Raw genomic sequence first — 26,989 nt, forward strand, 5'->3', positions numbered from 1 at the left:
CTACGGCAATTCTGATGGTTTTGGCGATGGCGGGAAGCGCTTGGGCGAAACCGCCGGCGCGCACCACCTGGATGGCCGATAACGGCAACGGCACCTATACCAACCCGCTGTTCTACGACGAGTTTTCCGATCCCGACATGATCCGGGTCGGCGACGACTATTACCTGACCGGCACGACCATGCACTCGATGCCGGGCCTGCCGATCCTGCATTCGAAGGACCTGGTGAACTGGGACTTCGTCGGCTACGTCACCGACAAGCTCGACCTCGGGCCGGCCTACCGGCTGGAAAACGGCCAGAACATTTACGGCCAGGGCATCTGGGCGCCCAGCTTCCGCTATCACAACGGCACCTATTACATCTTCAGCAACGTCAACCACGCGACGACGCAGCTCTTTACGGCGAAGAGCCCCAAGGGGCCGTGGACGCAGACGGCGATGAAGAAGAGCTTCCACGATCTGTCGGTGCTGTTCGACGACGACGGCAAGGTCTATGTCGTGTGGGGATATCAGGAAATCCACCTGGCCGAGCTGGATGCCACTCTGACCGACATCGTGCCGGGTTCCGAGCAGATCATCATTCCGCGCGGCGCCGGCATGGGCGAAGGTTCCCACATGTACAAGTGGGGCGACACCTACTGGATCCTCAGCGCCGAATATGCCGGCATGCGCATGGCGGCGGCGCGGTCGAAGTCGCCGCGCGGACCGTACGAGGTCAACCGCGCCATCAGCGTCGACGAAGACTGGGGCCAGGTCCAGGGCTATCGCGAGGCGGGCGACAAGCCGCCGTTCAAGATCAATCCGCCCGATCCGTCGCAGCACGGCTGGGGCTCGCTGCACCAGGGCGGCATCCTGCAAACGCAGAATGGCGACTGGTGGGGCTGGTCGATGTACGATTCCAACTCGGTCGGGCGCCTCACCGCCCTGTCGCCGATCACCTGGAAGGACGGTTGGCCATATTTCGGGCTTCCCGGAAATATGACGCGCACGCCGCGCGTCTGGACGAAACCGAACCTGCCGCAGGAGACGCCGCACGCCCCCTATCAGCGCAGTTCCGATTTTTCGGAAACGGTGCTGAAGCCTGTCTGGCAATGGAACCACGTGCCCGCCGATGGCAAATGGTCGCTGACCGAGCGCCCGGGTTACCTGCGCCTGCACGCACTGCCGGCCACCGGGCTGCTCGACGCCAGGGACACCCTGACCCAGCGCGTCATGGGGCCGCGCTCAAGCGCGACCGTCGCCCTGGACATATCGGGCCTGAAGGCCGGCGACGTCACCGGCCTGTCATTGTTCAACCGGCCCTATGGCTGGATCGGCGTCGAAAAGACCGATGGCGGCCTGTCGGTGACGCGCTTCGACGAGCAGACCCAGGCGCCGCTGCGCCAGGCAATCAAGGCGACGCGCGTCTGGCTGCGCGCCGACTGCGATTTCCTGACCGAGACGCACAGTTTCAGCTGGTCGACCGACGGCAAGACCTTCCACAAGCTCGGTGGCCCCTTCACCAGCGTGTTCCAGCTCAAGACCTTCCAGGGCGTGCGCTACGGCGTCTTCGCCTTCAATACGGCAGGGCACGAAGGCGGAATTGCCGATATCGATTCCATCACCGTGCATGAGCCCGACGCGGCCGGCGTGAAGCCGATCCCGTTCGGCCGTACCGTCCGCCTTAAGCCAGCTGCAGGCGGCGCTGGTCAGATGCTGATGGTCGCCGATCGCGGTCTCGGCCGCGTGGCGCTGTTGAAAGGCGGCCAGGCGATGACGGTTCAGGCTGACGGTTCGGTTGCCTTCGCCGCGGATACGAAATCGCCCGGCCAGACCTTCCAGTGGATGGAGACCCTGACCGGCGAAATCATCCTGATGTCGCTGGAAACCGACCGTTATCTGCGCCTTGACGACAAGGGCGTGCTGCACGCCGACAGCCCGGGCCCGCTACCCGACGGCAAGGACGGCGTGCGGTTTAAATGGACCGCGAAATAATCAGGCCTGCGGATGTCTTCCCGCGCGCTGCGGGAAGACGAGAATGCCCGCGACAACGATGGCGATCAGCACGCCGGACGCGGCAAAGCGGCTGAGGTTCAGTCCGCCGTGGTCCAGCGGCTTGTCGAGGAAATCGCCGACCACGGCGCCGAGCGGCCGCGTCAGGATAAAGGCGGCCCAGAACAGCAGGACGCGCGAGATCTTCGTCCAGAAACAGGCCGCCGCGATCGCCGCCAGCAGGCCGCCGAACAGGAGGGCGGCGCCGGTATAACCGAACCCCGCCGTGTCGGCCGTCCAGTCGCCCAGCGCGGTGCCCAGCGTCTGCGAGAACATGATGGTCACCCAGTAGAAGGCCTCGGTCTTCGGCGTGCTCACCGTATTGACGTCGACGGACCCCAGGGTCAGCCGCCACACGCCCAGCGACGCCAGCAGCAGGGCCAGCAGCAGCGCGCTGCCGCCGGCATAGCCGATGCCCAGCGAGCGGTCCGCGAAGTCGGCCAGGGTCGTGCCGACCGTGGTCGTCGCGATGATGGTGAACCAGTAGAGGGCCGGGTGGAAGCGTTTGGCCAGGATCTGGAAGGCGACCGATACGACGAAGACGGCGGCGAAGATCGCCGTGCCGACCAGATAGCCGAGGTTCATCGACATGGTGACGGCGTCGCCGCCGGTCTCGCCCAAAGTGGTGCAGGCGATCTTGATGATCCAGAAGACCAGGGTGACCGCGGGCACCTTGGCCACGGCCTGTTTCAGGGTATCCGCGTTCGCTTGTTCCATGGGTCGCAACCTCCGAAGGATGCGACCCTATAGGCTTTCAAGATGAGGGGGAACTGAAGTGCCGCCGCCTGGGGCATGATGATTTTAGCTTCGCTCAAATCCATGCCCCAGGTTTTTGTTTTGTCGCGCAATTTATCCAAAAAGTGCGTCGCACTTTTTGAATCGCGCTTTAGTTCTCCTGCGCGTCGCCGTCCCTGTCGTCGTCGGTCGGCTCGACCGAGCCTGAGCCGACGATCTTGCTTTCGACCGTCTTCGGATGGCCGTGGAAGCGGACATCGCCCGAGCCGGTCAGGTCCGAGGTCAGCTTGCCCGAGGTGTTGAGTTCGGCATCGCCCGATCCGGACAGGTTGACGCTGGTATCGGTCGCTGCCAGCGCCGACAGGTCGGCATCGCCGGAGCCTGCCATGGCCAGGGTCAGGGTCTTGGTATGGCCGCCGCCGTTGAGATTGCCGCTGCCGGTCAGGCGCACATCCATGGTCGGCTGGTCGTAGCCGCGGATATCGAGGTTGCCGCTGCCTTCGACGGCGAATTTTTTCACCGACGGCGCCGTGATGGTGACGTGCAGGCGCTCAGTTCCGTCATGGACGGCCTCAAGCCCGTTGGCGCCCAGGTGCAGCGTCACCCGGTCGTCGTGGGCGTTCAGCGTCTGGCCGTCGCTGAGCGACAGGCGGCCGTCCTTGAAGACCACGCGGGCGATCTGCGACGCCGGGCCGGTGACGCTGATATGGGCGTCGGGCGCCTGGACGTAGGTGACGTCCACCGGCAGGTCGATGGTGACGCTGTCGCCGGCAAACGACAGTGTCTTCGTTTCGGTCGGCTCGGGCAGGGACGGTGCGGCGCGGGTGACCCGGATATGGTCGCCGAACTTCTCCGAGATCAGCGTCCAGTCGCTGGTGCTGAGATCGTGGGTGATGAGGGCGCCGGCGCCGGTCAGGCAGGCCACGGCGATGCCGGCGCAGGCGGCGGAGGTGAGAAGCAGAGGACGAAGCATGACGATAATCTCCCCGGATCAGGCGTCGAGCGCGGGCTTGGCCACGCGGTAATGGAGGCGGGCGTACCAGACGATGCCGTTGACCAGCCAGATGGAGGCCGCGACAGTCAGGCAGCCGATGGCGGCCGCTGCGGTCATCAGGCCGGCTCCGGCCAGAAGCGCGCCGATCGCACCGCCCGGCAATCCCATGAAAGGCGTGATGGCGAAGACGACACCGCCGGCGATGAAGAGGCCGACCGATGCGGCGAACAGGCCGATCAGCGTACCGACCACGCCGCCGGCCATGGGCAGCAGGATCAGCAGGTCGATGGCGCCCAGGCCGATAATGCCCATGACGGCGGAAATGGCGGAGGACGGCGTCTTGCGCGTTTCCCAGCTTTTCAGGCCGGCTTCGGCCTTGAGTTCGCGCGCCAGCCGGGCGGGTTCGCCCAGGGCGGACGCGACTTCGGCTTCGGGGCGGCCATGTTCGGCGGCGTCGGCGAAGTGAGCTTCGTAGTCGGCGACGATGTCGTCGATCGTGCCTTGCGGCAGGCCGATCAGGCCCTTTTTCATCTGTTCGAGAAATTCAGCTTTGGTCATGATGTCTCTCAAGCCTCCAAAGAGGTCGGGGCGGCGTCCAGCAGGGCGTCGACGGCGCGGGCAAAGCCGCGCCACTCGTCGCGCTGGTCGGAAAGCGCCTTTTTGCCGGCGTCGGTGAGGCGGTAATATTTGCGCGAAGGGCCCGAAGGCGACTCGACCAGATAGGTCGAGACCAGGCCGTCCGACTGCATGCGGCGCATCAAGGGGTAGATGGTCCCTTCGCCCATGCCGATGGCGGTGTTGAGCTCGCTGGCGATCTCGTAGGCGTAGTTCTCGGACCGTGCCAGCAAGGCCAGCACGCACATGCCCAGCACGCCTTTCTTCAGTTGGATATCGATGGTTTCCGGCATGAGCCGTTCCTTACACTGTCAAATTCCGCCGCGATCGCGGCCTGACTTGTGTATATGACAAGCTACCTTTCATCGCAAGGTACTTGTCATTAAATGTTAGTAAGGTTGGAATGGGAGTAGACATGAAAAAACCCGGCGTCTGCGAAACACCGGGTTAAAATAGTGTCGTCTGAAGAGGCCTTAATCGAACAGCGTCGCCAGGCCGCGCAGTTCCAGGCCCTCGATCGCCGTGCGGTAGACGGGGATGCCGGCGACGTATTCCGAGCGCGGGCCCTTGTCGAGGAAGCGCGCGCGGAAGGCGTCGTAATCGAACTGGTCGCCGATGATGTCGAGCAGGGCGCCCGTCAGGTAGACGCCCGAGGTTGCGCCGACGATCAGGGCGACGTCCGCCGCCATGCCCGCCAGCCACACCGTCATCAGGCCGATGGCTTCCCTTGCCCGGGCATTGCCGGCGCGCGCAGCGTCGACGATGGCCCGCGGCGGCAGGGCTTCCGGCTCGGCCTCGCCGGCGACCGTGTGCACGGCCTGCCAGACGGCGGTGATGCCTGCGACCGACATGACGGTCTCGCGCGAGACATAGCCGGTCTTTGCCCGCACGGCTTCGATGACCTGCCACTCGTGGGCGGTTCTGGCCGGCATGTCGGAATGGCCGCCTTCGCCGTGCAGGGCGACCCAGCCGCCCATGCCGTCGGAAATCATGCTGGCCAGGCCCAGGCCATGGTGGGGCCCCAGCACGGCGATAGCGTGTTCGTCGGCGCCGTGGCCCGGCAGGATCTCGATACGTTCGTCGCGACGCAGGCGCGGTACGGCCAGGGCGCGGGCGACGAAGTTGTTGATGAAGTTGACGCGCTTCACGCCGAGCAGGGCGCGGATATCGTCGCGCCCGATCGAGAAGCCGAGGCCGACGGGATGCAGGCCGGTCTGGTCTTCCCAGCCGCGCGCGGCAATGCCGACGGCGCGCAGGTCGGGACTGCCCTGCTCGTCGAGAAAAGCCAGGATAGCGGCGTCGAAGGCCTGGCGCGTTGGACATTCGACATAACGGGCGCCACTCGGACCTTCGCCGGCGCGGGCGAGCGCCAGGCCCATGACGGGCGCCAGCGAAAGGTCACACAACAGGACCGGATCAGCCATGAACGTCTTACTCCCAGTCGCGGCTTATTTTCGGGTGCCGCTTGGTGGGCAGTTTTATCCGCGGTTTCCTAACAAATTGCAGAGTCTGTTAGCGCTGTCACGTCGGTTTGTATGGTTTTGGTATTAAATTGTCATACCTGCTGCAGGGCGCCGCCGGGCTGTACCCGCGCCGCCGACCAGGCGACTCCGGAGACGGTGATGACGGCGATCAGCAGCGACACGCCCGACCCGGCCAGGAAGAACCAGGGACTGAGCGCCACGCGGTCTTCGAACTGTCCCAGCCAGCGGTCGAGGATCAGCCAGGCTGCCGGCCAGGCGATGAGATTGGCCACGATCACCGGACGCAGGGACTGGACGGCCAGGAGCCTTGCGATCTTCCAGGGCGACGCGCCCAGGCTCTTGCGGATACCGAACTCCTGCACGCGCACCGAGGCGTTGAAAGCGGCCATTGCGTAGAGGCCCATGGCGCCGATCAGGCCCGCCACGATGCCGCCGAGCGCAAACAGCCGCGTATTGCGGCGGTCGTCGGCATAGAAATAGTCGAGCTCATGCCCGATGCCGTTCAATTGCAGCGGCAGTTGCGGCACGGCGGCATGCCAGGCCACGCCCAGCCTGCGCGTCGCGGTGGCTTCGTCGATGCCGGAATAGCGGATGATGGTGTCCTGCTCGATGGGCTGCAGGGAACTGTAGAGGTAGATGGCCGGGAAGTGGCGGACCGTCGGGCCGTGGAAGCGCTGGTCGGCGACGACGCCGACGATATGCAAAACCGCCTGGCCGTAGGCGATGTCGTGCCCCAGGGCGGCCTGGGGGGAGGCGAACCCCAGGGCCTGCGCGGCCGTCAGGTCGACGGCGACATTGGCGGCCGCCGGATAGGTCCAGATCTTGCCCGCCGAGGCGTAGCCGTCGTCCAGCGTCCATTTGTCGTCGGCCTGTGTCAGCGGGCGTCCGGCCAGGACGCGCGTGTCGTAGGCTTTGAAAAAGTCCTGGTCGCTCCACACGACGTTGGCGGGGGTCGAGGGGGCGCCGTCCAGGTCGCGGCGGCGGGCGGGCGCGAAGACCAGTGACTGGAGGGCGTACCGGCCCGGGACAAGGCCGCTGCTGACGGCCTGGACGCCGGGCGTGCGCCGCCATGCGGTCTGGACAGCCTGGGCTTCGTCCCGGCTCAGGCCCTGGCCCAGCAGCGAGTCCGTCACCAGCACCCCGGTGCGGGCAATGCCTATGTCGTTGCCTTGCATATGGGCGACCTGGGTCAGGAAGCCGATGATGGCGATGAAAAAGGTGGTCGTGACGGCGAACTGGGCCAGCGCCAGGCCCTCGCGCAGCCATCGGCCTTCCGGGCGGCCCGCCGGCATCTTCGCCGTGGCGAGGACCGGCGCCGGGGCATAGGCCGCCAGGACGAAGGCCGGGTACAGGCCGGCCAGGCCGGTGCAGAGCAGGGCAACCACGGCCAGCCCGACGATGATCGGGGCTTCGCGGCCGTAGTCGAGATGCAGCGGCAACCGGCCGATCCGGTCGATCACCGGCAGGCTTATCTCGACCAGGCTGAGCGCGATCATGATGGCGGCCAGGCCGAATATGACCGCCTCGATGAGAAACTGCGCCACCAGCCGTCCGCTGCCGGCGCCGGTGGCCTTGCGCACGGCGACCTCGCGGGCGCGGGGGCGCATGCGGACCGCCGCGAGATTGATGTAGTTGGCCAGGGCGACCAGCAAGGCCAGGGCGCCGGCGGTCTCGAGCGCCGCCAGCGCCTGGACGGCGTGGGGATCGGCCAGGTGCTCGCCCGTCAGGGGCAGGACGTAGAAGGTGCTCGAAGCCGCGTACTCATCGAGGCGCGTCTTGAGGGGCTGGGGATAGGGGTGGGCGGTCACGAGCGCCGGGATGCGGCCGGCCAGGTCGTTGGCGCGATCGGGGGAGGCGAAGAGGAAGTACATCTGGCTCAGGCGTTCCCACATGATGTCGCGGGTGATGAGCGCGGGCGATATCAGGCGGATGCTGCTGATTTTCAGGCTGGTATTGGGCGGAAGGTCCTTGAGGACGGCGGTCACGCGCCATCGCTTTTCAAGCCTGGCGCCGGAGTCTCCCGACAGGGTCGGTCCGTCGATCATGGTCACGCTTTCGCCCACGATGTCGGTGCGTCCGAAATAGGTTCGTGCTGCGCTTTCGGTCAGGATCACGCCGTCGGGCGCCTTGAGGGCCGCGTCCCGGTCGCCGGCGACGACGGGAAGATCGAACACCCTGAAGAAGTCGGGATCGACCAGCTGGCTTTCCTCGCTGAAGGCCGCGTTGCCCGTCTTGATCGTGACATAGGTCGGTGCGATCCGGGTGGCGGCCACGGCGCCGCCGTTTGGCGCAATGGCGTCGAACACCGGGGCGATGGCGGCATATGAAGGCGGCTTGTCGTGCGTGCGCCGGAATTCGGCCTTGACGGCGATCGAGTAGATGGTTCCGGCGTGAGGCAGCCAGCTGTCATAGCTGCGTTCGAACCGCACGAAGAGGCTCAGCGCTAGGAAGACGGCGATACCCAGGCTCAGGCCCAGCAGGTTCAGCGCCGCGTAAAGCGGCTGCCGGGTCAGCGAGCGGTAGAAGGACAGGAACGCGAAGCGGATCACGGTTTGGCGGCGGGCTGGTCGTGGAAGGCGGTAAGGTTGCACGGTTTTGCCGGCATGGCGAGCTATACCTGCCGCAGGGCGTTGCGGGGCGCCGTGCGCGCCGCCGACAGGGCGACGCCGGCCACGGTCGCGCCGGCGATCAGCAGCGACAGCCCGGAGCCGATGATGAAGAAGAGCAGGCTCATGGCGACACGATCCTCGAACGGTTTCAGCCAGGCGTCGAGCACGACATAGGCCACCGGCCAGGCCACGACATTGGCGATCAGCACGGGCCGCAGCAGTTGCAGCACCAACAGGCGGGCGATGCGGAAGCGCGAGGCCCCGAAGCTCTTGCGCACGGCGATTTCCTGCACGCGCGCCGAAGTATTGAAGGCGGCCATGCCGAACAGGCCGACAGCGCCGATCAGGCCGGCTATGCCGCCGCCAACGGCGAACAGGCGCGTATTGCGGCGGTCCTCGGCATAATAGTAGTCGAGTTCTTCGTGGCCGCTGTACAGGTCGAACGGCACGTCCCGGGCCAGGGCGCGCCACACGGCCTCGATGCGCCGGCGCGCGGTGGCTTCGTCGATGTCGGCATAGGCGATGATGGCTTCGGATTCGAGCGCGCAATTGGCGCTGTAGACATACAGGGCCGGCATCTGTTTCTGCGTCGGCGACTGGAAGCGCTGGTCGGCCACGGCGCCGACGATGCGGAATACCGAACGGCCCAGCGTCACGGTCTGGCCGATCGCCGCGTCCGGACTGGCGAAGCCCAGGGCGCGCACGGCCGACTGGTTGATCTCGGCATTGGCCGCGACGCCGGCATTGGGCACGTCGGCCACGGCGGGATCGACACCCAGCCGGCCCATGTCGTCCGGGCCGGACAGGTGTCGCCCCGCCAACCGCCGGGTCTGGTAGGCGGTGAAGAAATCGCCCTCCGTCCAGATCATCTGCATATCGGTCTCGCGCGGCGTCCCCGGCTGATGAAACGTCCAGCGCGGAGCCATGAAGTACTGGCCGGGTACGGGACCGCTGGCGACCGCCACGATGCCCGGCGTCCGGCGCCAGGCAGCCTGGATATCCAGCGCCTTTTGCGGCGACAGCATCCGGGTGATCAGCGCGTCGCTGACCAGCAGCCCGTCGCGCGTGAAGCCCAGTTCCGCCGTCTCGAGATGGCGAACCTGTACGGCGAAGCCGGCGATGATGATGAAGAAGGCGCTGGCCGCGGCGAACTGGATGACGGCCAGGACCTCACGCAATATCCGGCCATGGCGGCCGCCGGCCGGGGTCTTCGCCGTCGCCAGGGCCTCGGCCGGATGGAAGCCCGACAGGACCAGCGCCGGGTAAAGACCGGCCAGGGCGCTGCCCGCCAGCACGGCCGCCGCCAGGGTCAGCAGGGTCTGGCCGTCGCGTATATAGTCGAGCTTGAGCGACAGATGGCCGACGGCGTTGAGGATCGGAAGGCTGAGTTCGACCAGGCTGAAAGCCAGGGCCAGGGCCGCCGCGCCGAGCAGCAGGGCTTCCGACAGAAACTGCACGACCAGCGCGGCCCGCGTGGCGCCGGCGGCCTTGCGCACGGCGACCTCGCGGGCGCGGATGCCGGCGCGCGCCGTGGCCAGGTTGACATAGTTGATCAGGGAAACCACGAAGGCCATGAAGCCGGCCAGGTCCACCGCCGCCACCGCCCGGCGCGCCCGCGGGTCGGCCAGGTGCTCGCTGGAATAGGGCGACAGGCCGATCCGGCTGTTGGCGAAGAAGCGCGCGAAATAGATTTCGGCCTTTTCGTCATGCGGCGTGTAGGCCTTGATCGCCGGCACCAGGCCGGCTGCCAGTCTCGCATGGTCCCGTGCGTTCAGCCGGAAATAGGTGCGGACCTGGAACTGGCTGCCCCAGCCGTACCAGAAGCGGCCGCGGGGCGCGTCCGGACGCAGGCGGACAATGTCGAAGCGCAGGATGGCGTTGGGCGGCGCGTCGCGCACGACGGCCATCACGCGCCACGGCTTTTCGGGCATGGGGGCGGTCGTGGCGGGCAGCACCGGTGCGGCGTCGTCGCGGATATAGAGCACCTGGCCGACGGCGTCGCTGCGCCCAAAATACTTTCTGGCCATGCGTTCGGACAGGATCAGTCCGTCCGGTGCGGCCAGCGCGGCCTCGCGGTTGCCGGCGACGACAGGGAGATCGAAGACCTTGAAGACGTCCCGGTCGACCGCCTGGCCGTCTTCCGAAATGACGGTGTCGCCGGAGCGGATGTCCATGAAATCGGCATCGACGCGGGTGCCGGTCATATCGGGAAAGACGGCGTGGACAGCGTCCAGCGCATAGCCCGACGAAGTGTAGCGCGGCGGCTGGTGGGCCGCCATGCGGACATTGGTGTTGTAGGTTATGGCGTAGATCTGGTCTGACCCCGGCAGCCAGGTGTCGTAGCGCGTCTCGAAGCCGACGAAAAGGCTGAGCAGGATGAACACCGCGATGCCGAAGGCCAGGCCGGAAAGGTTGAGCACGGCATAGAGCGGGTGGCGCAGCAGGGACCGGTAGAAGGACAGGATCGCGGAGCGGATCACGGCGGGCCTTTCGGGCGCGTCTCGGGCAGGTTTGTGACAGCCTTACACGACTTTACGCACGAAATCAGTCGATAACGCTCAGTCCCGGTCGATCAGTCCGGCTTCGATGAACTTGGCCTGGAGGATTTCCGAGTCGAAGGGCTTCATGATGTATTCGCTGGCGCCTTCGGTCAGGGCGTCGGTAATGTGCTCAAGGTCGTTTTCCGTCGTGCAGAAGACGACGACCGGGGCCTTGCCGCCTTCGGTCCGGCGCAGGTGCTTGAGGAAGGTCAGGCCGTCCATGACCGGCATGTTCCAGTCGAGCAGGATGGCGGTCGGCATGGTCTTGCGGCACTGGTCCAGCGCCTCGGCGCCGTCATGAGCTTCGCTGACCTGGAAGGACAGCTCCTCAAGGATACGGCGGGCGACCTTGCGGGTGACGCGGCTGTCGTCGACGACAAGACACGATTTCATGGCACTACCTCTGAAAATACGCACCCCGGCGCCCTTGGGGACACCGGGGTGCGTTCACCATACGCCAAGTGTGTTATTCAACCGATAACGGCGTCATGCCTGGCGACGCGCGCGCGGATGTTTGCCAGGCTGTCGTCACGCAGGAGTTCGCCGTTGCGCCACACCGTTTCCAGCACATTGACGCTGCCGTCCAGCGGCGTGAAATCGCCTTCGCGCACGGCCACGGTGCGGAAGCTGCCGCCATCGGCCGCCAGGCCCAGCAGGCCGCGCTTCGAGCGCTTTCCGCTGTCGGTGATCGGGTCCTTGTAGACATCGCGCCACTGGCCGTTGACGCGCGCCGCCGAGGCCTTGTACGCAAACGCCATGGTGTCGCGGTCGCACTTTTGCAGCAGCGCGCCGCCCATGCCGAAGGCGAGGTTCGACGCGCTGAAGCCTTCGCTGATGATGCGCTCCAGGATGGCCGCAATGCTCTTCGGATTGACACCGTCGCCCTGGATGACGCGGACATGATTCAGCACCTTGAAACCCTTGCTGTTGATCCCGGTGCCGAACTTTGCGGCCAGAAGCGCCAGCGTCTTCGACACGATCTCGACGGGATCGCCGCTGTCGGGGCGGACGACCAGGGTGGCGCCGCTGTCGATGACGGTCTGGCGCAGGTCTTCGCCCCAGATGTGCTCGACGGCGTTGAACAGGTCGTAGCTGTCCGACACCACGGCGAACAGGCCGCCGGGCTTGCCGAACTGCGCCACCATGTTGGCATAGGCCTGGGCTTCGTTGGCGCGTTCCCAGCTGGTGATGGTCGAGTGCTCGGCGGCCGGGATCGAGAAACCGGCCATGGGCTCGCCATAGAGTTTGCGCGCCGCCACGATGGCCGACAGCGTGTCGCTGCCCATGAAGTTGACCAGGTGCGCCATGCCGCCCAGGGCCGCCGACTGTTCTGACGACACGCCGCGCGCGCCGAAGTCGTGCAGCTTGAAGGGCAGCTCAGCATCGGGGGCGTCGGCGGTGCGGACCAGGGCCTCGCGGATGATCCTGCGCACGCCGTGGCTGATCGTCGCCACCGTGATCGGATACCAGACGCGCAACAGCGCGGTTTCGACATAGCTGGTCAGCCAATGGAAGTCGGGATCGGTGTTGACGACCGTCATCATCGGCACGTGGACCGGGGCGATCGTGCCTTCCGGCTGGGCGCGGATCTCCAGCGGCAGGTGGCCGCCGTGGCGGTCGAGCAGCAGGTCCCAGCCCGCCTTGTGGAAGGGCAGGCCGTGCGCAGTAAGAATCTCTTCGGCCTCGGCGATGTCGGCGCGGGTCACCGGACGAGCGAACTCGTTTTTCAGGATGGCTTGCAGCCCGAAAAACAGGGCGTCGGCATAGGGTCCGCCGCGCGCTTCGACGTATGAGAAGACATGCTCGGTGCCGGCCGGGTACTGGGCGAAGTGGCTGGCCTTGTAGCTGTCGGTATTGAGGATCGGATTGACGGTCATGACAGAAGCGCCTTCTGGTCGTTGGGCCCGTAGGGGTCTTTCCCCGTGGGCGGGTGGTTCCATATTCCGGATGTGTGACCTTTCACACGTCCGGTAAGCGCGGCTGCGCGTCGCCGCTCGTGCGGCGAGCCATGCGGCGCCTGAGCTTTTTAAAGCGTAAAGTGCTCGATGATGAAGTAGTGGTCTTCAAACAGGTACTCGCGCAGGCGCCGGACCTCGGCCAGCGGCACCCAGCGGGCGCGGGCGGCGTCGTCCGAACCGCGCACGGCCGGCAGGTCGCCGCTGGCAAACTCGAAATGGAAGGCATGGGTGACGGTGCGGCCGCGCTGCGAGCGGTCGGGTTCGTCGAACACCTTCTGGCCCTTGAGACTGCCTTTGAGAACCGGCACCGGCAGCTTGATGCGAGTTTCTTCCTTCAACTCGCGGATTGCGGCTTCCAGCAGGGTTTCGTCCTGGTTGACGAAGCCGCCCGGCAGGGCCCACAGGCCCTTGCCCGGCTGGGCGCCGCGCCTGACCAGCAGGATGTGGCCGGAATGGACGATGACGGCGTCCACCGTCAGGAAGGTCGGCGGGTAGGGGGCATTGGCCCAGGCCGCCTTGTAGGCGACGATGTGGCGCTGCTCCTCGGCAAGCTGGGCAAAGGTCTTCGTCGTGCGGAAGGCCTGCAGCGTCTCGAACACGGCCTTGGGCACATTGGCCTCGACCAGACGAAGTGCGCCGGCATCGTCGGCGAACAGGTGCTCACGCAGTTCGGTCGCCGACAGCGTGGTGGCGAAGGGCACCTCGACCAGGTCCCATTGCGGGAAGGCGTGCAGGTACCAGGAGCTGGCGTCCTTGTCGTGTCCGATCAGGCCGATGCGGGCGGTTGCAGGATCGTCGATACCCGTCGATGCGACGGCTTCGGTGACCTGCTGCTGGACGTCGGCCTGCCAGGCGCCCTCGTTGTAGAGGTGGTCGACGATCGGCCGGAAGACGACGCGGGCGGCGTCAGCGCCTAAGGCAGCGCGGATCATGACTTCGCGTTCGGCAGCGGAAAACGGGTTGCGCGTCGAGCGCGCGGCTTCCGCCGAGCCGATAAGGATGACCATCCGGTCGCACGTTTCGAGCGCGCGGCGGACAACCGACATATGACCATTGTGAAAGGGTTCGAACCGCCCGATCAGGGCGATGACATCGTAGTGCATTGAGGCTCCCTCATTGCGATATGACGTCCGGTCTGCCCGGACGACGCGGACCATGATCCTCTTTTCGCGGCCTGTCAACGGGTGGATTTCGCGACCGGGAATTGGTATCGCTTTGCCATCCGAAGGAGAGGGCGATCATGAAGATAGTACCGTTTTTCGTACTGGCGCTGATGGCCGCCCCGGCGATGGCCGCCACCACTGCGCCCGACCTGGACAAGGCAGCGGGCGTCTATATGCACCAGTTCCAGAACGCCACGGTCGATGGCCAGACATATACGTCGCAGGAGGTGTTCGAGTTGGTGAAGCTGTCGCCCGGGACCGCCTATTTCCGCATCCACTCGGAATTCTTCAACGGCGCCGAATGCAATCTGTGGGGCGTGGCCGACCTCATGCCCGACGCCCTGACCTATTTCGGACCGGCAGGCCTCGAGGGCCAGCCGCCATGCGTGCTGAAGTTCAAAGCCACGCCGCAGGGTCTGATCACCGAGGATGCCGGCGGCGGCTGCGACGCCCAGGCTTGCGGCGCGCGCGGCACGCTCGATTCGGGCGGCAAGGCCGTCTACAAATTCACGGCGCGGCGTCCGATCCGCTACATGAAACGGCTGCTGGCTTCGACGGAATACAAGGACGCTGTCAAGGAACACGCCGGCCATGCCCCAGGCACGCCGGCGCCTTCGCACTGACTATTTCGGCAGCTTTTTCGCCCAGTTGAAGGCCGACAGCGGAATAGCGTTGCCGATCACCGCGTCGCCCGCCGTATTGGGATGCAGGTGGTCGCCCAGGTCGTAGGCCGGCAGCAGCTGGCCGGGATTGGCCGGGTCCTCGACCGCCTTTTCGAAGTCGAAGACGCCGTCGAACACCGGAGATGTCCTGATCCACGCATTGATCGCCTGGCGCCGGCCTTCCTTTTCGTCGGAATAATAGTCCTTGAAGACCGTGCCCTTGAACGGCGTCAGCGTCGCCGCGTAGACGCGCAGCCCCCGCTCATGGGCGCGCGCCGCCAGTTGCGCCAGGCCGTCGATCATGTCGTCCGCCGAAACATAGCCGTCCGAGCCCGGCCCCTGGGCGTGGCCAAGGTCGTTGATGCCGATTAGGATGACGACCGCCGAGGCGTTGGTCTGGGCCAGTACGTCGCGATCGAAGCGCGACAGCCCGCCTTCGCCGAAGCGCGCCCATTGGCCGTGGTGCAGCAGGCGGTTGCCGCTGACCCCCGCATTGACGACGTTCAGGGGAATATTGGCGTCGTGCAGGCGGCGGCTGAGGATGTCGGGCCAGGTCTTTCCGCCGTCCGGGTCGATGCCGTAGCCGTCGGTGATCGAGTCGCCGAAGGTGAACAGCGTCCCGCGCGCCGCGCTGCCTGAGACTTCGACTTCGGCCAGCCAGGGAAAGGCACGGCCGACACCCAGGTCGACACCGGCCGCCGGCAGCTCAGCCGCGTCGGTCTGCTTGCCGGTCGCCACATAGAGCACGCCGCGCTGGATATCGTGGACGGTGGTAAGCGCGGTCCGCGCCTGAACATAGACACTGACGGCCAGGTCGCTGTCGGGCTTGACGGAGACGGGCAGGGGATCGCTCAGCACATAGGCGCCCGGCGCGATGGTGACGCCCTGACGGCCGTTGAAGGTCACGGCGACGTCTGACGCGGCATCGATGCGGCTGCCGGTATCCCGGCGCGCCAGCCGGATGTCGTCGAGGTGGAGCGGCTGTGTCCCGTAGGCGTTCGACAGGCGGACGCGGACCGATGTCCCGCCGGCGCTGACGCGGACGATCTGGCGCAGGGTCTGGTTCTCGACGAAGGCCTTGTCGGTCGCCGACGGTTCGGGCGACGCATACCAGGCCGCGATCCACGGCTGGCCGGCCGCCATGGCCGGCGAAGCGAGGGCAAGCGATATCGCGGTGGCGAGGGCAAGGCGGGACAGCATCGGCGGACCTCCGTTTATGTCGTACTTTTTGTCAGGTTTACACGGATTCCAGCCGCCGCCAATGCCGGCTTGTGCGAGCCGCGCCGAGGCGTTACCAAAGGGGATATTTTCGGGGGACCCTCATGATCAGCAAATCCGTCGTTTCCGTTTCGGCCATCGCCCTTGTCCTGGCCCTGGCCGGCCCCGCCGGGGCGGCCGCGCACAAGACGCAGGCGAAAACTCCGGCTGCGGCGGCAAAAGCGCCGGATCCGTCGTCGGTCCTGTCTCCCGATGCGGTGGCCGACCAGGCGCTGGAGATTATGAAGAAGACGCGGCTGGTGAAGGTCCTGTCCGACAATGTCCCGGAATTCGACGGCCTGATGCGCAGCCGGATCAGGACCATCGTCGCGACCATGCCCCAGACGGAATGGGCGGATCAGGCCCGCATGCAGTCGCAGGCCCTGGTCCAATACTATTTCGCCGTCTACATGCCGATGGCGTCGGACGAGAGCATCTACGCCCTGATGAAGTACGACACCGACAACCTGGCGCTCTATGCCGGCCAGCCCGAGGTCTGCATAGGCTACGCCGTCGGCAACGCCGCCTTCATCAAGGTCGCGCCCGCCGGCTATATCGAAAAGGTCTCCGATCTCAAGGCGGCGATATTCGAATCAGCCTTCAAGGCCCCGGTGCACCGTGACTTCAAGCCCGACCTCAGCGACGTGCGCACGCCGTTTATCGCGCAGTACCAAAAGGAGGGCTACGACATGAAGGACCTCTCGCTGCTCGGCAGCCTGACGACCATTCCGGCCGCCGACGCCTGCCGCGCCTACAGCCAGTTCAACAAGACGATCTACGACCTGGGACCGAAGCAGGGCCCGTTCGTCATGGCTGGCTTCACCAATGCCGCGCCCAAGGTCAAGCCGAACTGATCGCGCTCTAAAATCATCATGCTCATCTAGGCGCAACTGTCCAGCACCGGCTCGATCCCGTCCGAATCGGGAGCGGGGAAGGGCGCCCGGAAGGTAAAGGCGTCGGCGTGCGGCCCCTTGTGGCGCAGCAGCTCCAGCCGGGCCTTGCCTTCCTCGACCGTCGGAATATGGCCGGCCGGAACCCACCACAGCACGAAGGCCAGTTCCATCCGGTCGAACCATTCCTTGCGCCGGCGCATGATGGCCAGGTGTTCGGGGTTGCGGTAGGTGAAGGCGGCCAGGCTGTCGAGATCGCTCCAGACGGACATGTTGATGGCGATATTGGGGTCGTCATAGGCGTGGATGCCGGTGGCGTCACCGCCGTCGCCGGCCAGCCGCCACACGAAGCCGTCCGACGCGTCGGCGTGCGCGTTGACCGACTCCAGCGCCGCGACGAAATCGGCATTGACCGGATCGTCTATGGGCTCGCGAAAGCGTGCGATGTTGATTTCCGCCAGGTGATACCCGCTCATGACAGCCTCTCGTAACAGCGTTTTTCGCATCTGACTTGGCGTCTCCGGTTACGCCTTGCAAGGGGCTGTGGTAAAAGTCCTGCCCATGATCCTGTCCCCGATCGACGCCGGATTGCGCGGAGGCGCGCTTCTGCTGCTGGCCCTGCTGGCGGCGCTGATCCTGCGCGACTACGGCAGGTCCGTCGCGGCGCGGCTGGGCGCGGCGTTCGCGGCGGGCACCGCGGCCTTCGTCCTGTGTTCAGCGCCGGGATTTCACCAGGCCCTGGGTGTCTGGAGCCTGCCCGTCCAGGCGCTGGCGGCCGGCAATAATCTCGTGCTGTGGCTGTTCGCGCGCAGCCTGTTCGAGGACGGTTTCCGGCCGAAGCCGTGGCAGGGCCTGCTCTGGGCGGGCATCGTCGGGACGGGCCTGCTCAACGGCACATGGCTTGCGCACGCTCCGCTCAACGGTCCGCTGTCGATCGCCCTGACGCTTCAGGCGCCGGTCCTTGCCGTGCTGGCGCTGGGGCAGACCCTGGCGACCTGGCGCGGCGACCTGGTCAACCGCCGGCGCGTGCTGCGGCAGTTCGTCGTCGGGGCCAGCGCCGTCTTCACCCTGGTGCAGACGGTCGCGCAAGCGTCGGGCGCCGGCGGCGCCTGGCTGCCGGCCGGCGTCGCGGCCATTGCCGCCGGCTGTGCGTGGCTGCTGCTGGGCGCCTCGCAGGCAGGCGCCGTATTCGCCGAGGCAAGGCCTGTGCGCGTGCGCGCGAAGGTCCCGCCGGACGAAGGGCTGATGCTCGGCCGCATCGGGCGGCTGATGCGCGAGGAGCGGCTTTACCGCCAGGATGGGCTGACCATCGGTGCGCTGGCGCACCGTCTCGGCGTGCCCGACTATCGCGTGCGCCAGATCATCAACGGCGAGCTGGGGCACCGCAATTTCGCGGCCTTCGTCAACGGCTACCGCATAGACGAGGCAAGGGCGGCGCTGGCCGATGCGGAGCAGGCCCAGGTGCCGGTCATCACCATCGCGCTCGATGCGGGCTTTGCCTCACTCGGGCCGTTCAACCGCGCCTTCAAGGCGGCGACGGGGCGCACGCCCACCGAATATCGCCAGGCCGCCCTAGCCGAAACGTCGAAAAGCGTGGTTCCGGCTGGCTGATTTTCAAATCCGGCGAGCGCCCTGAACCTTGCGGGTCCATTGCCGTGCCATCGCGCACGACAGAAAGGACCCTTCCCATGCGCCCTTCGCCTCTGCTTGCCCTTACGGCCTCGACCCTGCTGCTCGCCGGTTGCGGGTCCCTGAGCCCGATCCGGGCCGCCCGCGTCGCCACGGGCTTCACCAGCCACCAGCTGTGCTCGTCGGTCTTCATCTCCGGGCTCGACGGCCCGACGACGTTCGACACCGTTATCGGGCCGACCTTCGGGCCGGCGAAAGATATCGTGCATTACCGGATCGACCGCGACGCCGGGACCGTGACGGCGCGGCTGGGGGGTATGGTGCAGACCGCCGTTTATCGGGGCCCGGAAGGCTGCCTGCTGCTGGAAGGCGCGCCGCCTGCGCCCCCCATGGCCGCGACCGCGCCCGATCGGGCGGCGCGCACCCTGCCGGCGATCGCACAGGGACCCGAGGTGGTCGTGCCGGAAAGCCCGGCGCTCAAGGCCGCGCTCGACCACGCCTTCGAAGAACCGGCCTCGGGCGGGCGGCGCAATACCCTGGCGGTGGTGGTGGTCCATGACGGCCGCATCGTCGCCGAACGCTATGCGCCGGGCGTCACCCCCGATACGCCGCTGATCGGCTGGTCCATGTCGAAGTCGGTGACCAACGCGCTGCTGGGCATCCTGGTGCGTCAGGGAAGGCTCGACATGCAGGCGCCGGGCCTGGTGGCGGAGTGGGGCGCGAACGACGACCCCCGCCGCGCCATCACGCCCGACCATCTCCTGCGCATGACCAGCGGCACCCGGTTTGGCCAGTCGCTGACCGCCGATCCGTTCAGCGCCTTCGACCCGACCGCCCAGATGGTGTTCGGGGCGCGCGACATGGCGGGCATGGCGGCCACGGCGCCCTACGAAGCCCGGCCAGGCGCGGTCTGGCGCTATTCCAACGGCAACACCCTGCTGCTCAGCCGCATGATCCGCGACCGCACCGGCGGTACGGCGGCCGGTGTCGCCGCCTTCGCCCGGCACGAACTGTTCGATCCGCTCGGCATGGACCACGTGGTTATCGAGTTCGACGCCACCGGCACGCCGATCGGGTCCAGCCATGCCTTTGCCCCGGCGCGCGACTGGGCGCGCTTCGGCCTGCTGTTCGCCAATGACGGCATGGCGGGGGACAGGCGCATCCTGCCCGAAGGCTGGACCGGCTATTCGGCCCGGCCGACCCCCGGCAGCGAGGACTTCGGCTATGGCGCCGGTTTCTGGACCAATCGCGGCGATAAGGGCGCAGCGGCCCATCGCGTGGCGGCGGGCATGCCGGCCGACAGCTTCATGGCGCGCGGCAGCTATGGCCAGGCCATCGTCATCGCGCCGAAGGAAAGGCTGGTGATTGTCCGCCTCGGCAACGCCTTCACGCCCATGGGCGATATCGAGGCGCTGGAGCGGCTGGTGCGCGAAAGCCGCTCGGCCCTCGGCGAATAGTCTTTTTACGGTACGCCTGTCCCGGGCGCATGGCTTCCTGTGGCGAAGGCGCGCACCTTTGCCCCACAGCCACAGGAGCCTGCCATGCTTGCCCGGTCCTTTCCCCTGCTGACCATCCCGGTCATCATCTATAACGGCCTGATCGCCGCGACAGGAAGCCTGACGGCGGGGTCGGAAGGCGCGCAAACCCAGCTCGGGCGCGTCCTGATGCATGTGCCGATGCCGGCGACCGGCGCGCAATGGGCCGTGTCCGCCGGCGACATCGTCATGCTGATCGGCCTGGTGACCCTGTTCTTCGAGGTCATTTCCGCCAGCCGCTCGGCTGACGACGTGCTGTTGAAACACGTGCTGTCGACCTTCCTGTTTATCCTGTGCCTGGTCGAATTCCTGCTGTTCCGGCCGTTCGCCACCTCGACCTTTTTCCTCCTGATGGCCATGACCCTGATGGAGACGATCGCCGGCTTCATCATCACCACGGTGGCGGCGCGCAAGGACATCGAGTTCGCGCACTGACCGTCTCCTGACAGCGTTATCAGAGTACAGTTGTCGCCGCTCCGTAACGGCGTTACACTCCCCCGAGGAACCCGCGCAGACGGGCAGGGGAGGCTTATGGATACTTCATTTATCAACGCGTGGTCGCGGCGCCGCGCGCTTATCGGCATCGGCGCCGCCGCGGCCTTGCCGCTTGCCGCGCCGCTTGCCGCCTGGGGCCAGCAGGTCACTGCCGGCGCAACGCTCCAGCAGGCGCCGCCCGATCCGGCGTCGGCGCAACTGGCCGCGAAAACCGATGCCGCCAGCCATCTTACGGTCGAGGTGCATATCAACGGCAGGCCGTACCGGTTCGTCGTCGATACGGCGGCTGAGCGGTCGGTGATCGCCGACGACGCGGCCGCCGCGCTCGGCCTTCCCTCCGGCGGGCTGGTCCGGGTCAACGGCCTGACCGGACGTCTCAAGGTCCCGGCCGTCGTGGCGGCCCAGGTCGAACTGGGACCTTTCCGCCGGCAGTCCGTGCTGATGCCGGTCCTGCCGCGCAATCTCCTGGCCGCCGACGGCTATCTGGGGCTCGACGTCATCGACGGCACCTGCGTCACCTTCGACTTCCGCAACAGCCGGCTTCTGGTCGAGGAACCGGCGGCGGACGGCATGACGGCCAGCAGCACCCTGGCCCAGGTGCGGCTGACCGGGTCGAAAGGGTACCTGCGGGTCGACGATTGCCTGGTCGACAGCGTCGCCGCCAACGCCTTCATCGACACGGGCGCCGAAATATCCGTGGGCAACGGTTCGCTGCTCAATGCGCTCAGGCAGCGGAACAAGAACCTGCAGGAGATGCGGATGATCGTCCTGACCGGCGTCACCGGCGGCGAGATCTCCGCCGAGGTCATCGGGGTCGGCCGCATCCGGTTGCAGAACCTGTCCTTCACCAACGGCGAACTGGCGATTTCGGATGTGCCGGATTTCGTCACCTGGAAGTTGAAGAACCGGCCGTCCTTGCTGATCGGCATGGATTATCTGCGCCAGTTCGCGCGCGTCGCCATCGACTACCGCGCCAAGCGCGTGGAGTTCGAACTGAGCGCCGCCCCGCCCAAGCCTACGCCCGGAGTGGAAGTCACGGCCATGGGCTGACGGCGGTTTTTTGGCGTTCTTGAAATTCATGTCCAAAAGTGATATCACTTTGATATGCCATTTGGCATGACATGGAGGCCGGGACGGACATGAACGACAGACCCATCAACAGGACCGAGGAAATTCCAGGCGCGGGATCGGGCGGCGGCTTCTGGCTGCTGATGGTGCTGATCTTCGCGGGCCTGGCCGTTGCCAGCCCGATCGCCTTCGGCCGTATCGGCATCGTCGGCCTGATCGTCTTCTTCCTGGCGGCGCTGCTGACGGCGGCCAGCCTCTACGCCATCCAGCCCAACCAGGCCTATGCCATCACCCTGTTCGGCAATTACAAGGGCACCGACCGGACGACGGGCCTGCGCTGGATGCCGTTCTGGTACGGCCGCCGCAAGGTGTCCCTGCGCGTGCGCAACGTGACCAGCGAAACGCTGAAGGTCAACGACCAGCGCGGCAATCCGATCGAAATCGCCGCCAACATCGTCTGGCGTGTGTCGAACACCGCCCAGGCCCTGTTCGACGTCGACGACTATGTGGCCTTCGTCAACATCCAGATCGAGACGGCGCTTCGCGAAACGGCGCGGCAATACGCCTACGACCACGCCGACGACGGCCAGCCGACGCTGCGCGACGACGCCGAAATCGTCGGGGAACGGCTGAAGGCCGATCTGTCGAAGCGCGTCGAGGTCGCCGGCATCGTCATCGACGAAGCCCATCTGATGCACCTGGCCTATGCGCCGGAAATCGCTGGTTCGATGCTCAAGCGCCAGCAGGCCGAGGCCGTCATCGCCGCCCGCCAGAAGATCGTCGCCGGCGCTGTCGGCATGGTCGAGCAGGCGCTGGAGCAACTGGCCGCGCGCGGTGTCGTCGAACTCGACGAGGAGCGCAAGGCCGCCATGGTGTCCAACCTGCTCGTGGTCCTGTGCGGCGACCGCGAAGCCCAGCCCGTCGTCAATACGGGCACGCTGTACGGCTGACATGGCGTCGCCCGGCAAACGCGCCTATCCGCTTCGGGTCCAGCCCGAAGTCCTCGCCGCGGTCGAACGCCTGGCCGCGGCGGAGCTGCGTTCGACCAACGCGCAGCTCGAAATGCTGCTGCGCGAGGCGCTTGGGCGGCGCGGCGTCGGGCTGGACGCGAAACCGTCCCGCAGGGGAGGGGGGCGCGATGAATAACTGGGTGATTCTGGCGATCGTTATTGCCGGATGTCTCGTGGCTTTCGAAATGATGGTCTACGGCCACTGGCGCAAACGCCTGTATGAGGACTATCTGTCCTACCACAACAACACGGTCCTTCCGCACGTTCCGGAAGCCTGGCGAAAACTCGAGTCCTCATACCCAAACCGGATCGATTTCACCCTTGAATGGGAAATGTTCCGGGCGCGCCTCGTGCCCGCCATGGGGGCGGACCTGATCCGCCGCATGAAAATCCAGCGGGCCGTCGTCATCGGCGTCTATCTGCCCGTCGCCGCGCTGATCGTCTGGGCGCTTTTCGAACGCTACGTCCTGGGTAACCGATAGCCTCCGGGACCCACCGAGTCGCGTGACATCGTGAAACATATTGTCGGCGCTGTCACGTCCGCCACAGTGTCGCGAATATTGTGGCAACGAGGCTAATTTTCTGTAAAAATGGGTGATTTTATTGATACGGCGATATTCAAAACGCCGTTATACTATCAATGTGTCTGGCTGTCAGGACGCCCTTCGATATATAAATAAAGACGATATAATTAATGATCTCGGAAAAACGCCTTTAAAAACAGGTAATGATGGCCTGTCGCGTGAAAAATAGCTACATCCGTAAACGGGAGACGGATGGAAAGGCGGCCGTGTAACCACGGTTCCGGATTGTCGATTGTGTCGCTTTGACAGCATACGCTCGAATTTTAAGCCGCTGAAATGAAATATTTCACGACTGAAACCATGCATTCGAGTGTTTAAAACACTATCGGAGACAAAATGCTTAAAGCAAAGACTATAAAGCACTGGGGAGACAAGCGGCTTGGGACGGGCGTATCGCTGGCGGCGCTGACGGCGCTGGCACTGGGTGCGGCCGCGCCGGTATGGGCGCAGACGGCGGACACGACAGCGCAGGGCAAGGACAGCAAGAGCGACAAGGAAGTGGTCGTCGTCGGCGTGCGCAAGTCGCTGAAGACCGCGCAGGCCCTCAAGAAGGACGCCGACACGGTCGTCGACTCGATCACCGCCACCGATATCGGCGCCTTCCCCGACAAGTCGGTCGCCGAAGCGCTGCAACGCGTGGCCGGCGTCACCGTGTCGCGCTTCGCGGCGACCGGGGATACGGCGCATTTTTCCGCCGAACCGTCGGGCGTGCTGGTGCGCGGCCTGACCCAGGTGCGTTCGGAATTCAACGGCCGTGACACCTTCACCGCCAATTCGTCGCGCGGCCTGTCGTGGGGCGACGTGTCGCCGGAACTGATGGGCGGCGTCGACACCTACAAGAACCAGACCGCGGACCTGATCGAAGGCGGCATCGCCGGTTCGATCAACCTGCGTACGCGCCTGCCGTTCGATTCCAAGGGCCAGGTCATCGCCGTGTCGGCCGACCTGTCCTATGGCGACGTGTCGAACAAGACGACGCCGGACATTTCGGGTCTCTATTCCAACCGCTGGGACACGGCGCTGGGCGAATTCGGCCTGATGGCCAACTATGCCTATTCACACGTCCAGACCGAGACCAACGGCATCCAGTTCGGCCGTATGGGCACCTTCTGCAACAGTGTCAGCGCAAGCGATCCGACGGCCTGTTCCGGGTCGCAGTTTGGTACGTCGAACTGGGCCTATATCCCGTCGTCGGTCACCGATTCCGACAACACCTACGACCGCAAGCGGCACGGCGTGGCCCTGGCGGCGCAGTGGCAGAACCACGACCACACCATGCTGGCGACGCTGCAATACAATGACAGTCACTACGACAACCAGTGGCACGAACGCACCGTGTCGGCCTCGGCCTTCAGCCTGTATGGCACCTCGGTCTATAATCCCCTGTCCTCGTCCTCGATCGTCGAAGCCGCCGACGGCACAAACCTGACCTTCGGCAGCGACGGCCTGCTGGCGACCGGCACGCTGGTGGCGCCGATCGGCTGGTGGGGCTCCGACAACACGGCCTCGGCCGAGATCGCGCAGAACAGCTCGGGCACGCAAATGGTGAACGCCTGCTACGACTGGGCCGGCTGTTCGCCGAACCAGCAGGGCGCGAACCTGACGACCACGACGCGCTACAACCACAACCAGGAATTCACGCGCGACCTGTCGTTCAATTTCAAATGGGATGCGGACGAGCACTGGAAGACCAATTTCGACGTCCAGTACGTCCAGTCCGAGGTCAAGAACTATGACATCTCGGTCAGCCTGGCGACCTACGCCAATATGGGCCTGGACATGACGGGCACCTATCCGGTCCTGACCCTGTCGTCGCCGACCAATGTCAACCAGGATTCCGGCGGCTTCACCAATCCATCCAACTATTCCTACTACGACGTGATGGACCACACGGAGAACAGCGACGGGCACGAGCTGTCGTCGCGGTTCGACGTCCAGTACAGCTTCGGCGACGGCTCCTGGCTGGACACGCTGAAGGCCGGCGTGCGCTATTCCGACCGCGAACAGACCGTGCGCTGGTCGGCCTATAACTGGGCCAATGTCGCCAATACCTGGACCAGCGGCTATACCTCGTCGAGCGGCTGTTCCGGCTACCAGAGCGAATATTACAACATCACGAAGACGGCCAATGGCTGCTTCGGCGGCTACGACCAGGGCCTGTACGAAGTCGCTTCGATCGGCAACAATTTCTACGGCGGCGGCAAGACCAACCAGACCGACTTCGTCTTCATGAAGATGAGCGTCCTGGAAGACCAGCAGGCCCTGGCCAAGGCGCTGGGCATGAGTTCGCTCGGCGTCGGCGCCTGGACGCCCCTGTGTGAACGCGCCAACCTGGTCGACGGCTGCTATACCCAGGCGGAAGTCATGGGCGTAAGCGAAAAGACCCTGGCCGGCTACCTGATGCTGAAGTTCGGCGGCAAGGACAAGACGATCTTCAACGGCATCACCGTCCAGGGCAATGCCGGCGTCCGCTGGGTGCAGACCGAGGACACGTCTTCGGGCGGCATCTCGTATCCGACCTCGTCCTGGGTCAGCAGCTATTCCAGCTCGACCTGCTCGGCCCCGCTGACCGGATCGAACGTCACCAATATCGGCTGCTGGCTGACCAGTTCCCTGTCGGACTTCAGCAACGGCGCCTCGGACACCGACACGACGCACAAGACCCACATCAACGTTCTGCCCAGCTTCAACGTGAAGTTCGGCTTGACGGACCAGTGGTTCCTGCGCTTCGCGGCGTCGCGCGCCATGTCGCGGCCCGATATCGGCCTGCTGAAGAACTATATCAGCATCTCGGCCCCGACCATCAACACGACCAACACCTCGACCTACGTAACCTACGACTCGTCGGGCAATGTCAACGGCTACAACTTCGTCTACACGGCCCAGGCCGGTAACCCGTACCTGAAGTCGACGACGGCCGACCAGTTCGACCTGTCCCTGGAAAACTACTTCGCGGCCGTGGGCTCGTTCAGCTTCGACCTGTTCTACAAGAAGTTCTACGACTACATCCAGAACGGCAGCTATTATCGCAGCTTCACCAATAACGGTGTGACGGAGACGGTGAAGGTGACCGGTCCGGTCAATCTCGACGGCGCGGCCATCCATGGCTTCGAAGTGGCCTACCAGCGCTATTTCGACTTCCTGCCGGGCTTCCTGTCCGGGCTGGGCGTCCAGGCCAACTATACGCACCTGGTCAACAAGGGCGTGTCGAACAGCAATCTGACGACCAATTCGGGCAGCGGCACCACCAGCACCAGCGGCAACGGCGAAACCGACTCGATCAATCCGCATGCGCTGGAGGGGCTGTCCAAGGACGCCTACAACATCATCGCCATGTATGAGAAGGGACCGTGGGCCGCCCGACTGGCCTACAACTGGCGCTCGACCTACCTGGTCACCGCGCTCGACTGCTGCGTCGGCCTGCCGGTGTGGCAGAAGGCGATGGGCACGCTCGACGGCTCGATCCGCTACAAGGTCAACGACCATGTCGAGCTGAACCTGTCGGGCAGCAACCTGCTGGGCAGCGACACGGTGCTGATGCAGCAGGTGTTCGGCGACTCGCCCAGCACGCCCAATGCCGCGTCGGTGATCGTGCCCTATGCCTGGTACAAGAACGACCGCCGCGTCCAGGTCGGTATCCGGTTGAAGTACTGACCGGTAACTGTGTGCGCGTACGGAACGGCGGCCTGCATGGCCGCCGTTTTGCGTTCAGCCGTCTGTTTTTGCGGCGA

Annotated in this window: 23 protein-coding genes; 11 read left to right on the plus strand and 12 right to left on the minus strand. The window is 65.6% G+C overall.

All coding sequences use genetic code 11. The annotated features are described in order from the left end of the window. Positions 1-26: 26 nt before the first annotated feature. Positions 27-1,973: a glycoside hydrolase family 43 protein gene (locus tag AB8717_RS04940; RefSeq protein ID WP_443749917.1), complete on the plus strand. Its 1,947-nt coding sequence runs from the start codon at positions 27-29 to the stop codon at positions 1,971-1,973. Here the strand turns inward: AB8717_RS04940 and AB8717_RS04945 are convergent, their stop codons facing one another. The 10 genes from AB8717_RS04945 to AB8717_RS04990 all read right to left on the minus strand — a co-directional run bounded on the left by AB8717_RS04945 (position 1,974) and on the right by AB8717_RS04990 (position 14,068). Further along, the gene (locus AB8717_RS04945; protein WP_443749918.1) at positions 1,974-2,747 is read right to left on the minus strand and encodes a COG4705 family protein; all 774 of its coding nucleotides are present in this window, start codon (positions 2,745-2,747) and stop codon (positions 1,974-1,976) included. Positions 2,748-2,916: 169 nt separating this feature from the next. Beyond that, on the minus strand, positions 2,917-3,738 hold the full coding sequence (locus tag AB8717_RS04950; RefSeq protein ID WP_443749919.1) for a GIN domain-containing protein: 822 nt from the start codon (positions 3,736-3,738) through the stop codon (positions 2,917-2,919). Positions 3,739-3,756: 18 nt separating this feature from the next. Beyond that, positions 3,757-4,317, minus strand: a complete 561-nt coding sequence (locus AB8717_RS04955) for a DUF1700 domain-containing protein (protein WP_443749920.1) — start codon at positions 4,315-4,317, stop codon at positions 3,757-3,759. An 8-nt stretch (positions 4,318-4,325) separates the two neighbouring features. Next, the gene (locus AB8717_RS04960) at positions 4,326-4,667 is read right to left on the minus strand and encodes a PadR family transcriptional regulator (RefSeq protein ID WP_443749921.1); all 342 of its coding nucleotides are present in this window, start codon (positions 4,665-4,667) and stop codon (positions 4,326-4,328) included. 180 nt (positions 4,668-4,847) lie between these two features. After that, on the minus strand, positions 4,848-5,798 hold the full coding sequence (locus AB8717_RS04965) for a glucokinase (protein ID WP_443749922.1): 951 nt from the start codon (positions 5,796-5,798) through the stop codon (positions 4,848-4,850). 131 nt (positions 5,799-5,929) lie between these two features. Beyond that, positions 5,930-8,407, minus strand: coding sequence for an ABC transporter permease (locus tag AB8717_RS04970; RefSeq protein ID WP_443749923.1), 2,478 nt, complete (start codon positions 8,405-8,407; stop codon positions 5,930-5,932). A gap of 62 nt (positions 8,408-8,469) precedes the next feature. Next, positions 8,470-10,947: an ABC transporter permease gene (locus tag AB8717_RS04975; protein WP_443749924.1), complete on the minus strand. Its 2,478-nt coding sequence runs from the start codon at positions 10,945-10,947 to the stop codon at positions 8,470-8,472. A gap of 78 nt (positions 10,948-11,025) precedes the next feature. Beyond that, on the minus strand, positions 11,026-11,400 hold the full coding sequence (locus AB8717_RS04980; RefSeq protein ID WP_443749925.1) for a response regulator: 375 nt from the start codon (positions 11,398-11,400) through the stop codon (positions 11,026-11,028). Positions 11,401-11,477: 77 nt separating this feature from the next. Next, a complete protein-coding gene (locus AB8717_RS04985; protein WP_443749926.1) occupies positions 11,478-12,884 on the minus strand; it encodes a nicotinate phosphoribosyltransferase in 1,407 nt (468 codons plus the stop codon). Between the two features lie 149 nt (positions 12,885-13,033). Further along, the gene (locus tag AB8717_RS04990) at positions 13,034-14,068 is read right to left on the minus strand and encodes a bifunctional nicotinamide-nucleotide adenylyltransferase/Nudix hydroxylase (protein WP_443749927.1); all 1,035 of its coding nucleotides are present in this window, start codon (positions 14,066-14,068) and stop codon (positions 13,034-13,036) included. Between the two features lie 137 nt (positions 14,069-14,205). Here AB8717_RS04990 and AB8717_RS04995 point away from each other — a divergent pair, with 137 nt between their 5' ends. Next, entirely contained in the window at positions 14,206-14,751 is a 546-nt protein-coding gene (locus tag AB8717_RS04995) for a hypothetical protein (protein ID WP_443749928.1), read from the plus strand. Here AB8717_RS04995 and AB8717_RS05000 read toward each other — a convergent pair whose 3' ends face one another. Continuing rightward, a complete protein-coding gene (locus AB8717_RS05000; protein ID WP_443749929.1) occupies positions 14,752-15,990 on the minus strand; it encodes an SGNH/GDSL hydrolase family protein in 1,239 nt (412 codons plus the stop codon). It abuts the gene before it with no gap. Between the two features lie 122 nt (positions 15,991-16,112). Here AB8717_RS05000 and AB8717_RS05005 point away from each other — a divergent pair, with 122 nt between their 5' ends. After that, on the plus strand, positions 16,113-16,901 hold the full coding sequence (locus tag AB8717_RS05005; protein WP_443749930.1) for a hypothetical protein: 789 nt from the start codon (positions 16,113-16,115) through the stop codon (positions 16,899-16,901). 26 nt (positions 16,902-16,927) lie between these two features. On the opposite strand, the gene AB8717_RS05010 is transcribed toward AB8717_RS05005, so the two are convergent. Further along, positions 16,928-17,413 (minus strand): DUF3291 domain-containing protein, encoded by a 486-nt coding sequence (locus AB8717_RS05010; protein WP_443749931.1) that lies wholly within the window; start codon positions 17,411-17,413, stop codon positions 16,928-16,930. Positions 17,414-17,498: 85 nt separating this feature from the next. On the opposite strand from AB8717_RS05010, the gene AB8717_RS05015 reads away from it, so the two are divergent. The 8 genes from AB8717_RS05015 to AB8717_RS05050 all read left to right on the plus strand — a co-directional run bounded on the left by AB8717_RS05015 (position 17,499) and on the right by AB8717_RS05050 (position 26,912). Beyond that, positions 17,499-18,548, plus strand: coding sequence for a helix-turn-helix domain-containing protein (locus AB8717_RS05015; protein ID WP_443749932.1), 1,050 nt, complete (start codon positions 17,499-17,501; stop codon positions 18,546-18,548). Between the two features lie 77 nt (positions 18,549-18,625). Then, a complete protein-coding gene (locus AB8717_RS05020; RefSeq protein ID WP_443749933.1) occupies positions 18,626-20,023 on the plus strand; it encodes a serine hydrolase domain-containing protein in 1,398 nt (465 codons plus the stop codon). Between the two features lie 84 nt (positions 20,024-20,107). Then, a complete protein-coding gene (locus AB8717_RS05025; RefSeq protein ID WP_443749934.1) occupies positions 20,108-20,536 on the plus strand; it encodes a hypothetical protein in 429 nt (142 codons plus the stop codon). A 96-nt stretch (positions 20,537-20,632) separates the two neighbouring features. Further along, complete coding sequence (locus AB8717_RS05030) at positions 20,633-21,646, plus strand: aspartyl protease family protein (protein WP_443749935.1); 1,014 nt, start codon at positions 20,633-20,635, stop codon at positions 21,644-21,646. Between the two features lie 89 nt (positions 21,647-21,735). Further along, a complete protein-coding gene (locus AB8717_RS05035; protein ID WP_443749936.1) occupies positions 21,736-22,614 on the plus strand; it encodes an SPFH domain-containing protein in 879 nt (292 codons plus the stop codon). Position 22,615: 1 nt separating this feature from the next. Next, complete coding sequence (locus tag AB8717_RS05040; RefSeq protein WP_443749937.1) at positions 22,616-22,810, plus strand: hypothetical protein; 195 nt, start codon at positions 22,616-22,618, stop codon at positions 22,808-22,810. Beyond that, positions 22,803-23,156, plus strand: a complete 354-nt coding sequence (locus AB8717_RS05045; protein WP_443749938.1) for a hypothetical protein — start codon at positions 22,803-22,805, stop codon at positions 23,154-23,156. The genes AB8717_RS05040 and AB8717_RS05045 overlap by 8 nt, the downstream gene beginning before the upstream one ends. 438 nt (positions 23,157-23,594) lie before the next feature. Further along, positions 23,595-26,912 (plus strand): TonB-dependent receptor, encoded by a 3,318-nt coding sequence (locus tag AB8717_RS05050; RefSeq protein ID WP_443749939.1) that lies wholly within the window; start codon positions 23,595-23,597, stop codon positions 26,910-26,912. Positions 26,913-26,989: the final 77 nt, after the last annotated feature.

It is taken from the genome of Asticcacaulis solisilvae (assembly GCF_052327315.1).
GTDB lineage: Bacteria > Pseudomonadota > Alphaproteobacteria > Caulobacterales > Caulobacteraceae > Asticcacaulis > Asticcacaulis solisilvae_B.

What these genes read in the sequence shown, in the direction of transcription:
- AB8717_RS04940 (WP_443749917.1), top strand. Translation starts at nt 27, where the DNA reads ATGGCGGGAAGCGCTTGGGCGAAACCGCCGGCGCGCACCACCTGGATG.
- AB8717_RS04945 (WP_443749918.1), bottom strand. Translation starts at nt 2,747, where the DNA reads ATGGAACAAGCGAACGCGGATACCCTGAAACAGGCCGTGGCCAAGGTG.
- AB8717_RS04950 (WP_443749919.1), bottom strand. Translation starts at nt 3,738, where the DNA reads ATGCTTCGTCCTCTGCTTCTCACCTCCGCCGCCTGCGCCGGCATCGCC.
- AB8717_RS04955 (WP_443749920.1), bottom strand. Translation starts at nt 4,317, where the DNA reads ATGACCAAAGCTGAATTTCTCGAACAGATGAAAAAGGGCCTGATCGGC.
- AB8717_RS04960 (WP_443749921.1), bottom strand. Translation starts at nt 4,667, where the DNA reads ATGCCGGAAACCATCGATATCCAACTGAAGAAAGGCGTGCTGGGCATG.
- AB8717_RS04965 (WP_443749922.1), bottom strand. Translation starts at nt 5,798, where the DNA reads ATGGCTGATCCGGTCCTGTTGTGTGACCTTTCGCTGGCGCCCGTCATG.
- AB8717_RS04980 (WP_443749925.1), bottom strand. Translation starts at nt 11,400, where the DNA reads ATGAAATCGTGTCTTGTCGTCGACGACAGCCGCGTCACCCGCAAGGTC.
- AB8717_RS04985 (WP_443749926.1), bottom strand. Translation starts at nt 12,884, where the DNA reads ATGACCGTCAATCCGATCCTCAATACCGACAGCTACAAGGCCAGCCAC.
- AB8717_RS04990 (WP_443749927.1), bottom strand. Translation starts at nt 14,068, where the DNA reads ATGCACTACGATGTCATCGCCCTGATCGGGCGGTTCGAACCCTTTCAC.
- AB8717_RS04995 (WP_443749928.1), top strand. Translation starts at nt 14,206, where the DNA reads ATGAAGATAGTACCGTTTTTCGTACTGGCGCTGATGGCCGCCCCGGCG.
- AB8717_RS05000 (WP_443749929.1), bottom strand. Translation starts at nt 15,990, where the DNA reads ATGCTGTCCCGCCTTGCCCTCGCCACCGCGATATCGCTTGCCCTCGCT.
- AB8717_RS05005 (WP_443749930.1), top strand. Translation starts at nt 16,113, where the DNA reads ATGATCAGCAAATCCGTCGTTTCCGTTTCGGCCATCGCCCTTGTCCTG.
- AB8717_RS05010 (WP_443749931.1), bottom strand. Translation starts at nt 17,413, where the DNA reads ATGAGCGGGTATCACCTGGCGGAAATCAACATCGCACGCTTTCGCGAG.
- AB8717_RS05015 (WP_443749932.1), top strand. Translation starts at nt 17,499, where the DNA reads ATGATCCTGTCCCCGATCGACGCCGGATTGCGCGGAGGCGCGCTTCTG.
- AB8717_RS05020 (WP_443749933.1), top strand. Translation starts at nt 18,626, where the DNA reads ATGCGCCCTTCGCCTCTGCTTGCCCTTACGGCCTCGACCCTGCTGCTC.
- AB8717_RS05025 (WP_443749934.1), top strand. Translation starts at nt 20,108, where the DNA reads ATGCTTGCCCGGTCCTTTCCCCTGCTGACCATCCCGGTCATCATCTAT.
- AB8717_RS05030 (WP_443749935.1), top strand. Translation starts at nt 20,633, where the DNA reads ATGGATACTTCATTTATCAACGCGTGGTCGCGGCGCCGCGCGCTTATC.
- AB8717_RS05035 (WP_443749936.1), top strand. Translation starts at nt 21,736, where the DNA reads ATGAACGACAGACCCATCAACAGGACCGAGGAAATTCCAGGCGCGGGA.
- AB8717_RS05040 (WP_443749937.1), top strand. Translation starts at nt 22,616, where the DNA reads ATGGCGTCGCCCGGCAAACGCGCCTATCCGCTTCGGGTCCAGCCCGAA.
- AB8717_RS05045 (WP_443749938.1), top strand. Translation starts at nt 22,803, where the DNA reads ATGAATAACTGGGTGATTCTGGCGATCGTTATTGCCGGATGTCTCGTG.
- AB8717_RS05050 (WP_443749939.1), top strand. Translation starts at nt 23,595, where the DNA reads ATGCTTAAAGCAAAGACTATAAAGCACTGGGGAGACAAGCGGCTTGGG.